This is a genomic window from Nonomuraea sp. NEAU-A123 (assembly GCF_018603905.1).
GTDB lineage: Bacteria > Actinomycetota > Actinomycetes > Streptosporangiales > Streptosporangiaceae > Nonomuraea.
In genome coordinates this window covers 97,093-108,676 of the sequence record NZ_JAHFZZ010000007.1, presented here as the reverse complement: position 1 = coordinate 108,676, position 11,584 = coordinate 97,093, and the positions used below count along the sequence as shown (strand labels likewise).

Annotated in this window: 13 protein-coding genes; 6 read left to right on the top strand and 7 right to left on the bottom strand. The window is 69.5% G+C overall.

Translation table 11 applies throughout. From position 1 onward, the window contains the following. Positions 1–44 precede the first annotated feature (44 nt). Both KLK06_RS22685 and KLK06_RS22680 read left to right on the top strand, forming a co-directional pair. Positions 45–1,217, top strand: coding sequence for an SLC13 family permease (locus KLK06_RS22685; RefSeq protein ID WP_214637584.1), 1,173 nt, complete (start codon positions 45–47; stop codon positions 1,215–1,217). A gap of 60 nt (positions 1,218–1,277) precedes the next feature. Beyond that, positions 1,278–1,520 (top strand): hypothetical protein, encoded by a 243-nt coding sequence (locus KLK06_RS22680; protein ID WP_214637583.1) that lies wholly within the window; start codon positions 1,278–1,280, stop codon positions 1,518–1,520. Here KLK06_RS22680 and KLK06_RS22675 read toward each other — a convergent pair. The 3 genes from KLK06_RS22675 to KLK06_RS22665 are packed head-to-tail and all read right to left on the bottom strand — an operon-like array spanning position 1,513 to position 3,993. Then, entirely contained in the window at positions 1,513–2,328 is an 816-nt protein-coding gene (locus tag KLK06_RS22675; RefSeq protein WP_214637582.1) for an inositol monophosphatase family protein, read from the bottom strand. The two genes, KLK06_RS22680 and KLK06_RS22675, sit on opposite strands and share 8 nt — an antisense overlap. Before the next feature lie 10 nt (positions 2,329–2,338). Then, the gene (locus tag KLK06_RS22670) at positions 2,339–2,956 is read right to left on the bottom strand and encodes a hypothetical protein (protein ID WP_214637581.1); all 618 of its coding nucleotides are present in this window, start codon (positions 2,954–2,956) and stop codon (positions 2,339–2,341) included. Next, a complete protein-coding gene (locus tag KLK06_RS22665; RefSeq protein WP_250905866.1) occupies positions 2,953–3,993 on the bottom strand; it encodes a hypothetical protein in 1,041 nt (346 codons plus the stop codon). The genes KLK06_RS22670 and KLK06_RS22665 overlap by 4 nt, the downstream gene beginning before the upstream one ends. A 208-nt stretch (positions 3,994–4,201) precedes the next feature. Between KLK06_RS22665 and KLK06_RS22660 the strand changes: the two genes are divergently transcribed. Then, positions 4,202–5,062 carry a PIG-L family deacetylase gene (locus tag KLK06_RS22660; protein WP_214637580.1) on the top strand — a complete coding sequence of 287 codons (861 nt, stop codon included), beginning with the start codon at positions 4,202–4,204 and terminating at the stop codon, positions 5,060–5,062. Positions 5,063–5,104: 42 nt separating this feature from the next. Here KLK06_RS22660 and KLK06_RS22655 read toward each other — a convergent pair whose 3' ends face one another. Genes KLK06_RS22655 through KLK06_RS22645 form a run of 3 tightly spaced genes read right to left on the bottom strand, consistent with a single transcriptional unit; the run spans position 5,105 to position 8,686 of the window. Continuing rightward, a complete protein-coding gene (locus tag KLK06_RS22655; RefSeq protein WP_214637579.1) occupies positions 5,105–5,878 on the bottom strand; it encodes a sporulation protein in 774 nt (257 codons plus the stop codon). Positions 5,879–5,888: 10 nt separating this feature from the next. Next, the gene (locus KLK06_RS22650; protein ID WP_214637578.1) at positions 5,889–7,118 is read right to left on the bottom strand and encodes an SPFH domain-containing protein; all 1,230 of its coding nucleotides are present in this window, start codon (positions 7,116–7,118) and stop codon (positions 5,889–5,891) included. Further along, positions 7,115–8,686, bottom strand: a complete 1,572-nt coding sequence (locus tag KLK06_RS22645) for an SPFH domain-containing protein (RefSeq protein WP_214637577.1) — start codon at positions 8,684–8,686, stop codon at positions 7,115–7,117. Before KLK06_RS22645 ends, KLK06_RS22650 begins: the two co-directional genes overlap by 4 nt. A gap of 141 nt (positions 8,687–8,827) precedes the next feature. Here KLK06_RS22645 and KLK06_RS22640 point away from each other — a divergent pair, with 141 nt between their 5' ends. From KLK06_RS22640 to KLK06_RS22630, 3 genes are read left to right on the top strand one after another with little or no spacing between them, the layout of a single operon-like run. Then, positions 8,828–9,751 (top strand): ABC transporter ATP-binding protein, encoded by a 924-nt coding sequence (locus tag KLK06_RS22640; RefSeq protein WP_214637576.1) that lies wholly within the window; start codon positions 8,828–8,830, stop codon positions 9,749–9,751. Further along, complete coding sequence (locus tag KLK06_RS22635) at positions 9,748–10,602, top strand: ABC transporter permease (RefSeq protein ID WP_214637575.1); 855 nt, start codon at positions 9,748–9,750, stop codon at positions 10,600–10,602. The genes KLK06_RS22640 and KLK06_RS22635 overlap by 4 nt, the downstream gene beginning before the upstream one ends. Positions 10,603–10,624: 22 nt before the next feature. Next, entirely contained in the window at positions 10,625–10,858 is a 234-nt protein-coding gene (locus tag KLK06_RS22630) for a helix-turn-helix transcriptional regulator (RefSeq protein WP_214637574.1), read from the top strand. Between the two features lie 258 nt (positions 10,859–11,116). Here the strand turns inward: KLK06_RS22630 and KLK06_RS22625 are convergent, their stop codons facing one another. Beyond that, positions 11,117–11,584 carry an NUDIX hydrolase gene (locus tag KLK06_RS22625; protein WP_214637573.1) on the bottom strand — a complete coding sequence of 156 codons (468 nt, stop codon included), beginning with the start codon at positions 11,582–11,584 and terminating at the stop codon, positions 11,117–11,119.

The following is an 11,584-nucleotide window of genomic DNA, read 5'->3' as shown; positions in this document are numbered from 1 at the left end:
TCCCCTGTGGGGGCGGCGTTTGCAGGCTGTGCGATCATCGTCGAGTGTGGCGACGTCTCGGTGTGCTCGACTGGATCCGGATCGGGCTGCTCGCGCTCGGCCTGGTCTTCGTGGCGACCGGGCTGCTTCCGTGGCGGGAGGCCGCCGGGAGCATGGACGAGATCGGGCCGTTGCTGGTCTTCCTGGTCGGGATCATCGTGCTGGCGGAGTTGACCAAGGAGGCCCAGGTCTTCGACGCCATCGCGGCGCGGATGGCGGTGTTGGGGCGGGGTAACTACGTCGCGCTCTTCTTCCTCTGTACCGCCTTCGCCTCATTTATCACGATATTTCTGAATCTCGATACGACTGCGGTGCTGCTCACCCCGGTCATGCTGGCGCTGGCGCCCAGAGCGCGCATCGCCGCGCTGCCCCTGGCGATGACCACGATCTGGCTGGCCAACACCGCCAGCCTGCTGCTGCCGGTCTCCAACCTGACGAACCTGCTCGGCATCAACAAGATCGCTCTCGACGCGCAGCAGTTCGCCGGGCGGATGTGGGCGCCGCAGATCGTCTCGATCGCCGTGACGATGGCCTTCCTCTGGGTCTTCTACTGGCGCCGGGGCCGGCGTCGCGACCTGCGTTACACGCCGCCCGTGCTGGAGCCGGTCGCCGACCGCGTGCTGTTCGCCGCCGCGGGTGCGGGCTGCCTGCTGTTCATCGGCGCGCTGCTGCTCAAGGTCCAGGTCGGCGCGGCCGCCTTGGCGGCGGCGCTGGTCGTCGTGGTGGCGTTCTTCGTGCGCGACCGCGCCCGGCTGACGTGGAGCCTGATCCCCTGGCAACTGCTGATCTTCGTGACGGGCCTGTTCTTGGTGGTGCCCACCCTCAGCCGGTACGGCCTGGCCGACCTGATGCGCTGGATGATCGGCGCCGAGGAGGATCCCTACCGGACGGCGGCGGTGGGCGCCGGGCTGTCCAACCTGATCAACAATCTGCCCGCCTTCCAGGCCATCGCGAGCGTCATCCCGTCGAGCGACCAGGATCGGCTGCTGTCCCTGCTGGTCGGCACCAATGTGGGGCCGGTGATCACGCCGTGGGCGTCGCTGGCGACGCTGCTCTGGTTCGAGTCGTGCCGCCGCCACGACGTACGGGTCCCGATGCGCCGCTTCCTGGCCACCGGTGCGGGGCTGGCGGTCGTCGGCATGGTCACCACCGTCTGGGCCCTTGTCACCTTTGGCTGACCACCGCCGGCCGCCGCGGCGCGCACGGTCAAGCTGGAGGTGCTCGGCAAGGGCAAGGCCATGCAGCCGATCATCTACGTGGCCGATGAGGACGGCTCGGAGAGCGAGGCCACCCTGCCCTGGTCCAAGACGGCCATGATCGAGCTCACCGGCGCCGAACAGCGCGTGGGCCGCCTGGTGTCCGTCGTGTCGGGCTCGGTCCTGGACACGAGCGGTCAGCTCAAGCCCGCCGCCTGCCGCATCGTCGTGGACGGGAAGACGGTCGTGTCCGGCAAGGGCCTGTGCAAGTACAAGGTCAAATAGCGGCTCGGGTGCGCAGCAGGTCGAGGAGGCCGGGCATGGCGCTCGGGTGGGTGGCGACGAAGCTGCGGTCGTCGGGTGTGCCGTCGAACCCCTCCTCGAACGGCCCGCCGTCGAGCGCCCGGATCTCGATGCCCGCCTCCCGCGCGATGAGCGCCCCTGCGGGCAGGTCGATCGCCTCGGCCCGGTAGCCGACGATGCCGTCGATGTCGCCTCTGGCCAGCATCGCCCACGACAGCAGCGGCGCCCACAGCCGCAGCACGCGCCTGGCGCGTAGCTCCAAGGCGTGCGTGATGGCCTGTGCCGTCGTGTCGCTCCTGGACACGGAGTAGCCCTGGGTCCACGCCAGCAGCGGGCCGTGCGGCGAGGGGTTGTGCGGCGGCGCCAGCCGTACCCCCGAGGAGGTGACGGCGCCGCGGTCGCGGATCGCGGACCAGGTCTGGGCCGAGACCGGGTCGTGCACCACGCCCAGCATGGGGCGCCCCGAGCGGCACAGGGCCAGGCCGACGACGTAGGCGGGCAGGCCGATCACCACGTTGTTCGTGCCGTCGAGCGGGTCGATCAGCCACGTCCACTCGCCGCCGGTGGCGCCCAGCAGGCCCGACTCCTCGGCGATGACCGAGTGTGCCGGGAAGGCGGTGAGGACGCGCTCGACCAGGAGCTTCTCCGAGGCCAGGTCGAGCTCGGTGACCACGTCGCCCGAGCCGCCCTTGGGCCGGGCGCCGAGCGCGCCGCGGGTGCCGGCCACGAGTAGCGCTCCCGCGGCCTCGGCGGCGGCGACGGCGACCGCGCGAGCGTGATCCAGATCCATCGGGCATCCCTCAACTCAGGTGGGCGGCTATCAGGCGGACGGCGAGTGCTGTCTCCTCGTCGTCCAGCGGCTGCCTGGACACGTGGTGGTCGCCGGTGCCGAGCGGGCCCAGTGACAGATCGCGGCTGCCCGGACGGCCGCGGCCGAGCGCGATCGTGGCCGCCTCGCCGCCCTCCGGCACGACGCTGCTGTGGAAACGGCCCGCGGGCAGCGTGTAGGTGTCGCCGGGGCCGAACACCTCCACCAGCCCCGTCTCCTGCCGTACGGTCCGGCCGGTGGGCGTGATGCGGTCGCCGTCGGCGGCGCTGACCACTTCGAACACCCGGTGCGTGGCGTCGCGCACCGCGTCGGTGACCTCCACGTGCACGTTGTGTACCTGGCCGTAGAGCACGTGGCTGAACAGGTCCCAGCTGTGGCAGTGGATGTCCGACGTGGTGCTCTCCGCGTGCGCGAACGTGGCCGACCACAGATGGAGACATACCCCGTCGCCGCCGTCCCGCTCAAGCGGCAGGCAGACGAAGCCGAGCGGGTGGCGCACGGCCCTGATGCGGGTGCCCGCCAGCGCCGCCAGCGCCCACGGGCGGGCCTGTCCCCGGGCGAGCTGCTGGTAGACGCCGCGATGACTCATGAGTCGTACGGATTCCTGGCGCGCAGCGCCTTGCGGGCGATGTCGACGACGTCGCGGTCGTCGTAGGACCTGGGCAGCGGGATGGAGATCCGGGTGAACAGCTCCTGCACCTCCTCGACGGTGGGCTCGTCGCTCAGCTGCACCTTCTTGTACATCTCCAGCGGCACCAGCCGCGCCTGCTCGAAGCTGAGCCGTAGCTCGGTGTCGCAGTTCTCGAAGTAGAAGGTGCCGGCCAGCGCGGTCATCGCCCGGTTGGGGTCCTCGACCGTCATGATCAGGCGGGTGGTCGACAGGTCCCAGCGGAACGTCGTCATCGTGGACGACAGGCCGATGCCGATGTCGAGCAGCCCGTAGCGCTGGCGGTGCCAGAAGGCGGCCAGGATCGTGGCGTACGACTCCTTCCTGGCCCGGTCGGCCGTCCATGTCTCGCCGGTGCCGTCGGGCACGTCGGACAGGGAGCGGCGGTAGTGGGCGTAGGTCTCGCACACCTCGACGTTGGACGGGTCGACGATCTCGATCCTGACCGTGAGGTGGCGCTTGACCTTCCTGGCCGCCGCCACGCACTCGGGCAGGGTGACCGCGCGCAGGTAGGTGCCAGTGCCGCCCTTGAAGCTCCACCTCGTGGTGTCCTTGCGGGCGTCGGCGTGCGCCTGCGCGATCTCCTGCCGGCTGCCGAGCACCCTGACCAACTGGAGTGAGTCGAGTGCCCGCCGGGTGCCGGTGACCAGGCTCTCGATCTCCTCGAGCCGGGCCAGGCGCACGGGCAACTGGGCGAGCGCGCCGGAGGTGACGGTCTCCTCCAGCGGCGCCTGGCGCGCCCGGTCGCGGAGCAGCGCGGTGGCCACCAGCGCCAGGATCACCAGGGTCGCGGCGCTGACAAGCTGTTTCTGGACGTCGTCGCCGTCCTTGCCGAAGATCGTGTCGGGCATGATGCCGAGCACACCGACCACGATGGCCAGACCGAGCGCGATCGCACCGTCGGCGTTCTGGGCCGCCCATGGGGCGATCCGCTTCAGCGCCGCCGTGAACCGTGCCATCGCTTGCCCCGCATCCGACGATCAGACAGTTCCGCAATCATGGTAACGACCGCTACAAGCGCGCGGAAAGAGCATGCCTCCTCCCCTGGGATGACCTGACATCTCCCCCTAATAGGTAAGGCGTGGAGATCGCTAGATCTTTACGCTTGCCCCACGGGGGTGGGGAATGAGGGGATTTTTAGCGAGCTTTCGTGCGGTTTCTCTGGCGATGACGCTGGTCGTCTACACGGGGTGCCCGGTGCCGCCGGCCATCGCCACCGCGCCGTCCGACGAATCGGTGCTGGGGGAGCGGTTCGTCCAGGTCGTCGCCCATCCGGACGACGACCTGCTGTTCATGAGCCCCGACCTGTACGGCGGGGTGCGGGGCGAACGGCCGAGCGTCACCGTCTACCTCACCGCGGGCGAGGGCACCGCGGGGCTGGACGACCACCATGATCCGCTCGTGTACGCGCACGACCGTGTGGAGGGCCTGCGCGCCGCGTACGCCCACCTGGCGGGGGTGCGCAACGCGTGGCGCACCACGATGATGACGGCCGGGCGGCTGGCCGTCCAGGTGGACTCCCTGGTCGAGCGGCCACGGGTCCTGCTGATCTTCGCCGGGCTGCCGGACGGCGGCGATCCGCGCGCCGACGGCGGCCGTGACGCGCTGACCCGGTTATGGGCGGGCCGGAGCTGCGTGCACCTCTTCGGCGGCGCCGACCGGCCGTGCGTGAGCCGGGAGGACGTGGTGCGGCTGCTGCGGGCCATCTACCGCAAGTACCACGCGAACGTGGTCCGCACGCTCGACCCGGACCCGCCGTCCCGCTGCCGCATGTGCGACCATCCCGACCACGTGGCCTCCGCCCGCTTCGCGGCCGCCGCCGCCGCGGACTCGCAGGTGCGCCTGGTGGCCTACCGGGGCTACCCGATGACGGTCTGGGCGCCGAACGTGCCGTGGCGGATGCGCGAGCTCAAGCGCGAGATCTTCGGCGTCTACCGGAGCCACGACTACCGGGCGAGGTCCGGCTGGCATTACGGGGCCTGGTTCGAACGCATGTACAAGATCAACGACCACGGCCGTCGGCACTGACACCCAGCCGCCCTCAAGACGCCGGCGGCTGGGTGTCAGGGCTTATAGCCAGCCGCGGCGGCGGGCCATCTGCTCCAGGGCGTGCTGCAGCGCCTGGTCCGCCGAGCCCGGATGGTCGTCATAACGGACCGTGAACCGGTTGTAGGCGTCATGGCTGGAGGTCAGGAAGCCGCCGCGCTTGTCGGCCTCCAGGATGACGTCCATCTGCCGCGGCCCGGCGATGAACGTCAGCTCCAGCTCATTGAAGTGCCGCCGCCACTGCCCGCCCGCGTAGTACTCGATCTCCTGGAAGAACGGCATCGTCGAGCCGCGCAGCGTGCCGCGTTCGAGGTCGGCCTTCTTGAAACCGAAGCCCAGGCGGTCGAGCGCGGCGAGGACGTGCTCCTGCGCGGGCAGCGGGTTGACGAACAGCGGGTCGAGGTCGCCCTTGTCCATCGCGCCGGCCAGCGCCAGCTCCGTCTGCACGCCCAGCCGCATGCCGTGCAGCGGGTGGCCGCCGATGGCGCTGATCGGCGTCTCCCACGGGATGACGATCTCGAACGGCTGGCTGTGCTGCGCGCCGGCGGTGAGCTGGAAGGTCCCAGCGACCTGCTGGCGCAGGAAGCCGTAGCTGGTCTTGTACTCCTCGTCGCCGCGCTCCACCTCGACCACCGCGGTCAGGTCGAGGTAGATGCCCTCGACCTTGTAGTCGGCGCCGCCGCCGCGGAAGTGCACCACGCCGCGCAACGCCTGGCCGGGCCGTACACCGCTGTCGGTCAGCACCGTGTCTACTTCGACGCCCGCGCCGAACGCGGCCATCAGTTTGCGAAACACCATGGGGGTTCTCCTATGACCTGGGGGTCTCTCCGTTGTGATGGCCCGTGAAGCGGGGGAGCAACTGGGCCAGGAGCAAGGTCGACAGTGCGGAGTCGCCGGATCCCTGCTGGGTGCGGACCACCAGCGGCTGAGGGGCGTTCTCCGCCAGTTTGGCGCCCACGTCGAGGCGCCTGCGGGCCAGCTCGTACTGCAGCACGGCCCGGTTGTCACGGTAGGAGGCGGCCAGCCTGCGCAGGGCCTTGGCCTCGTTCTCGGCGGAGGTCAGCTCGGCGCGGCCGCGGGCCTCGATCTCCCAGCGCACCCGCTGCGCCTCCGTCGCCTGTTCTTCCAGCATGCGCGCGACGTCCTTGCGCGCGGTGTTGTGCGCGGCCTTGACCTCGACCACGCGGGCGTCACGGGTCTTCTTGGACCGCTCGATCTCCATGAGCAGGGTGTCGATGCGGCGCTTGCGGGTCAGCTCCCACTCGCGCTCGTAGGCCGACAGCTCCTTGGCCACCTTCTCGCGGGTGGCCAGGTGCTGCTGGTACTGGTCCGGCAGCTGCACGTCGGGGATGTTGGCGCCGGTGATGCGCACGCCGTAGCGGCCGAGCTGGCGGTTGAGCGCCTCCTGCATGTCGCCCACGTCGGAGCCGCGCAGGTCGTACGCGCGCTCGGTGTTGACCCGGCGGCTGCGCTGCCTGATCGCGTCCTGTACGGCGCTCGACAGCACCAGGTCGAAGTTGCCCGCGCCGATCGTGCGGACGAACGCGACCGGGTCCACGATGCGGAACTTGAGGAAGAACTCGATCGACTTCAGCGGCACGTTCTCGGCCGTCGGGCAGGCCACGATCGGCGCCGAGTACGGGATCTCGGTGGAGGTGTCGACGACCGCGTCCACCCGGTCCCACGGCAGCCACAGGTAGTGGCGGCCCGGCGGGAGCGTGCCGGTGATGGCGCCCCAGCGGCTGCGTACGCCCGTGGTGCCCTCCTCGATCTCGATGATCGCCCGGCGCCACATCCAGACCAGCGCGACGGCCAGGAAGAACACCGCGGCCAGCGAGGCCGTCATGACGAGGTTGCCCATCGCCGCCATTCCGGCGAAATAGACGGCGACGAAGATCAGTGTCATCCAGGCGAAGCCGCGCCGGTCCTTGGGGATCACGACGGGCACGAGCTGGCCCTGCTCGCCGCCGCGCAATAGCTGGCGGATGTCGGACCAGGAGGCCAGCGACTCCTTGATCTTCGAGAACTCGCGGCTCATCGGACCTCACCCTCGATGGTCGGCAGTGCGGCGGCCAGTTCGGGCTCGGGCGCCTCGGTCACCTCTTCGGCGACCTTCCTGAGCAGTTCGGTGATCTCCGCCTCCCTGTCCTCCACGCGCTTGCCGATCTCGCCCAGCCGGCCCCGGATGGCGGCCATGTCCTCGGCCGAGAACAGCGCCGCCCCCTTGCCGCCGACCAGTTGCTGGGCCAGCGCCAGGAAGTCGATGTCGGTGTGCTCGCCCACCTGCACCACCTGCGGCAGCCGGGTCGCGACCGACTCCAGCTTGTCCAGCAGGTCCTGCTGGAAGCGGTAGTCGAGGATCTCCGGCGCCTCGGCCGCGCTGAGCGCCCTGATGTCCAGCGCCTGCGCCTCCAGCAGCGCCGAGTTGGCGTTGGCGGAGGACTCCGCCTCGACCAGGCGCTGCCTGGCCTGCGCCTTGGCCTGGTGGGATGCCCGCTCCAGCGCCGTGTCCATGCGCGCCTGGTAGCCGGCGATCTCCGCCTGGATCGCGCTCAGCGTCTCCTGCAGCCCGGCCAGCTCCTTGATCAGGTCGCCCTCGTTCTGCTCCTTGCGCAGTTGCAGCTCGTACTCGTAGGTGTAGGCCTCCTTGGCGACGCGCACCATCTCAGGCGCGGCCAGGTCCATCCGGTACTCCTGGCTCGACGGCTCGGCGTGCGTGATGTTCACGTCGGTGAGCCGTACGGCGGGCAGGAACTGCTGGTTGAGGTTGTCCAGCATGCCCAGCGTGCTCTCGCCCACCAGGTCGTAGATGTCCTCGGCCCGCTGGGCGTAGATGAGTGAGCGGGTGACCTCGCTGATGGCGTTCTGCAGCTTGGACTGGAAGCCGCTGACCGAGCCGAGCACGAAGATGAACTCCGCCGGGTTCTCGATCCTGAACTGCAGGAACAGGTCGACGCTCGCCTTGACGCCCTGCTGGGTGGGGGCCTCGCTGATGGGGGCGTTGAACGGGTACTCGCGGGTGGTGTTGACGATGTAGCTGACCCGCTTCCACGGGTTGAACAGCGTCACCCGCCCGGGGTCGGCGATCTGCACCAGTTTGCCGAACTTGGTGATCAGCGCCTTGCAGCCCTCGGGCACCATCACCACGCTGCGCCGCCACCACAGGAAGGCGGCCGCCAGGATCAGCACGACCCAGTAGTGCGGGCCGAAGAACACGTCGGTTCGGGGTATGACGTTGCCGAGCGCGCCGATCAGGCCGAGCACCACCAGGATGCCCAGCGGCACGACCACCTTCGCGGTGGTTCCCTTGGGGATCACCACCGGCGAGATCACGTGCATGCCGTTCTCGGCGAAGCTGCGGTTGATGATCTCGCCGGCCTCGTTCAGCGACGCCGTCCGGGCCTCGATCAGCGTGCCCACCGACACGCCGCCGTCACGGGCGGCCGCGAAGTCGTACGGGTTGAGCGTGAAGCCCTGGGCCTGACCGGTCCACTGGCCCGCCTGGTTCACGGCCTGGCCGACGGCTTGACGTACGTCACCGCCTTGAACGACCGCTTGGGCTATGCCCTGACCTGCCTGGATCAATGCCTCTCTGGGTCGTGACATTGCACCTTCCTCTTCCGCTACGGGCGAATCCGACCGTATCGGGTGACACTTACTATTCGCTTGCAAGCGGTCATCGCACTTCTCTTGCAATCGGTAGTAGGCGTGCTATCAATGTAGTAGACCTACTATCGGGAGGATCTGATGAAGGTCATGAGGGAGCTGGATGAGGGCTCCGGGTTAGCGGACCCGGCGGATTCCGCCGTCATCGAGGTCCGTGATCTGCGCATGCGCTATGGGCCGGTGGAGGTGCTCCAGGGCGTCGACTTCACCGTGCGCTCGGGTGAGGTGATCGCGCTGCTCGGCCCGAACGGCGCGGGCAAGACGACCACGATCGAGATCCTCGAGGGCTTCCGGGTACGCTCCGGCGGCGACGCACGCGTGCTCGGCACCGACCCGGCCCACGGCGACGAGCGGTGGCGGGCCCGGCTCGGCGTGGTGCTGCAGTCGTGGCGCGACCACGGCCGCTGGCGGGTCCGCCACCTGCTCGACCACTTCGGCCGCTACTACGCGCCGTACTCGGACGAGGGCAGGATCCGCCCGCTCCCGACCGATGAGCTGATGGCCGCCGTCGGCCTCACCGAACACGCCGACAAGCGGGTCGCCCGGCTCTCCGGCGGCCAGCGCCGCCGCCTCGACGTCGCCATCGGCATCGTCGGGCGCCCTGACGTGCTGTTCCTCGACGAGCCCACCGCCGGGTTCGACCCGCAGGCCCGCCGCGACTTCCACGACCTCGTGCACCGGCTGTCGGACCTCGACGACACCACCATCCTGCTCACCACCCACGACCTGGACGAGGCCGAGAAGCTCGCCGACCGGATCCTCATCCTGGCCGACGGGAAGATCGTCGCCGACGGCAGCGCCGACCGCCTGGCCCGGCAGGTCTCCCGCGATGCGCAGGTGCGCTGGAGCGTCGGCGGCGAGCACTTCGTCCACGCCACCGACGACGCCACGGGCTTCGTCCGCGACCTGTTCGCGCAGCACGGCGAGGAGATCGGCGATCTGGAGGTACGGCGGGCGACGCTCGAGGACACCTACATGGCGATCGTCAGGAGGGACGAAGGATGAACCCCACGCTGCACGCCGCCCGGCTCGGGGTGTCGCGAGGCTGGACGGAGTTCAAGAATTCCGTGGTCAACCCGCAGGACATCGGCTTCACCGCCGTCACCTCGGTCGCCTTGGTCGTCGTGATGTACTTCCAGCGGGACGCGACGCTGCCCGGCACGTCCCTCTCGCTGGCCGCGGTCACCCTGCCGAGCGTCCTCGGCATGCTGACCGCCTTCAACGCCCTGCTCGGCGCGGTCGGCTCGCTGGCCGTCGAACGGGAGGACGGCACGCTGCTGCGGGCCAAGGCCCTGCCGCAGGGCATGGTCGGCTATCTGGTCGGCCGCATCGTGTCGGTGTCGCTCACCACCGTGATCAGCGTGCTGATCGTGCTCGTGGCCGGGCTGTTCCTTGTGCCGTCGCTGACGCGTACCGGGCCGGGCGGCTGGCTGACCATGGCCTGGGTGATCCTTCTCGGGCTGCTGGCCACCCTGCCGCTGGGCGCGATCGTCGGCTCGCTGGCCAACAGCCCGCAGACGGTTGCCGGGCTGTCGATGCTCGCCGTCGGCGGCCTCACCGCCATCTCCGGGATCTTCTACCCGCTGACGGCACTGGCGGGCTGGCTGCAGGCACTGGCGCACGTGTTCCCGCTGTACTGGCTGGGGCTCGGGATGCGCTCGGCGCTGTCGCCCGCCTCCGCCGCGGCCGCGGAGATCGGCGGCTCCTGGCACACCCTGGAGACGATCGGCGTACTCGGTGCCTGGTCCGTGGCCGGCCTGCTGCTGGCGCCACCGATCCTGCGCAGGATGGCCCGGCGCGAGGCCGGCTCGCTGATGCAGCTGCGCCGCGACCGAGCACTGCAACGTATCGGCTGATCGGCTGAGAAGATAGGCGGCGATGAGCGAGATCGTCTACAACCGCATCGCGTTGCTGCGCGCCGAACGCGGTGTCACCCGCAGGCAGCTCGCCGACGCTCTCGGCGTGCATTACCAGACAGTGGGGTATCTGGAGCGCGGCGAGTACAGCCCGAGCCTCTACCTGGCGCTGCGGATCGCCGAATACTTCGAGGTGTCGGTCGAGATCGTCTTCTCCACCACCCCTTTTCCGCGGATCGGGGAGCGGTCCGCTTGACGTACTTCCACAAAGGATCCGGACCGGGCTGACTACTGCCGGTAGCAGCCTCCCCTGTTGTCAGTAGCAGACCCGCCAGCCACGCTTTCCGCAGGTCGAGGCGATTGAAGATCGGCTTGACCCGCACCCCACCGACCTCCAACTCCTGGATCTCCTTGATATTGATCCACGCGATCTCCACTGAAGACCACTCACGGTGCGGAAAGCGAGCCAGTGCCGCCGGAAACCTTCGCCGGGCTAGAGGCACGCTGCGCGGCTTCACCAGTCGAGAGTGACGAGCCGCTCGTGCCGGACTCCTTGGAGCAGGTCTTTCAGCAGTACGGCCAGCCCGGGCGGAAAGACCCGCTCCGTGGTCGAGTCGAGCTCGGCCGCGGTCCACCATCGGTGCCCGAATCCGTCATCTCCAGATCCGGAAATTTCCCCCAATGGGACCCGGGCGAAGAAGTACGTATGCACGGTGTAGTAGCGGCTTCCCCGGATGGACCACTCTCCCGCGTTGACTGCCACCGGTTCGCCCAGGTCGTGGGGCGTGATAACGAAGCCGGTCTCTTCGTGAGCCTCGCGACACGCCGCTTCCACCGCTGATTCGCCGGGTTCGATCGCGCCGCCGGGAAGGTGCCATGCGGGCTCGCGGGGCCAGGGGTCGGGCGGGACGAAGCGGAACATCAGCGCGCGGTCGGCGGGATCGACCAGGATGACGCGCGCCGTGGGGCGGTTCGTGATCAT

Excerpts from the sequence above, each read along its gene's own strand:
- KLK06_RS22665 (WP_250905866.1), bottom strand. The coding sequence starts at position 3,993 with ATGGCACGGTTCACGGCGGCGCTGAAGCGGATCGCCCCATGGGCGGCC.
- KLK06_RS22640 (WP_214637576.1), top strand. The coding sequence starts at position 8,828 with ATGAAGGTCATGAGGGAGCTGGATGAGGGCTCCGGGTTAGCGGACCCG.
- KLK06_RS22675 (WP_214637582.1), bottom strand. The coding sequence starts at position 2,328 with ATGGATCTGGATCACGCTCGCGCGGTCGCCGTCGCCGCCGCCGAGGCC.
- KLK06_RS22630 (WP_214637574.1), top strand. The coding sequence starts at position 10,625 with ATGAGCGAGATCGTCTACAACCGCATCGCGTTGCTGCGCGCCGAACGC.
- KLK06_RS22650 (WP_214637578.1), bottom strand. The coding sequence starts at position 7,118 with ATGAGCCGCGAGTTCTCGAAGATCAAGGAGTCGCTGGCCTCCTGGTCC.
- KLK06_RS22625 (WP_214637573.1), bottom strand. The coding sequence starts at position 11,584 with ATGATCACGAACCGCCCCACGGCGCGCGTCATCCTGGTCGATCCCGCC.
- KLK06_RS22655 (WP_214637579.1), bottom strand. The coding sequence starts at position 5,878 with ATGGTGTTTCGCAAACTGATGGCCGCGTTCGGCGCGGGCGTCGAAGTA.
- KLK06_RS22670 (WP_214637581.1), bottom strand. The coding sequence starts at position 2,956 with ATGAGTCATCGCGGCGTCTACCAGCAGCTCGCCCGGGGACAGGCCCGC.
- KLK06_RS22645 (WP_214637577.1), bottom strand. The coding sequence starts at position 8,686 with ATGTCACGACCCAGAGAGGCATTGATCCAGGCAGGTCAGGGCATAGCC.
- KLK06_RS22660 (WP_214637580.1), top strand. The coding sequence starts at position 4,202 with ATGACGCTGGTCGTCTACACGGGGTGCCCGGTGCCGCCGGCCATCGCC.
- KLK06_RS22635 (WP_214637575.1), top strand. The coding sequence starts at position 9,748 with ATGAACCCCACGCTGCACGCCGCCCGGCTCGGGGTGTCGCGAGGCTGG.
- KLK06_RS22680 (WP_214637583.1), top strand. The coding sequence starts at position 1,278 with ATGCAGCCGATCATCTACGTGGCCGATGAGGACGGCTCGGAGAGCGAG.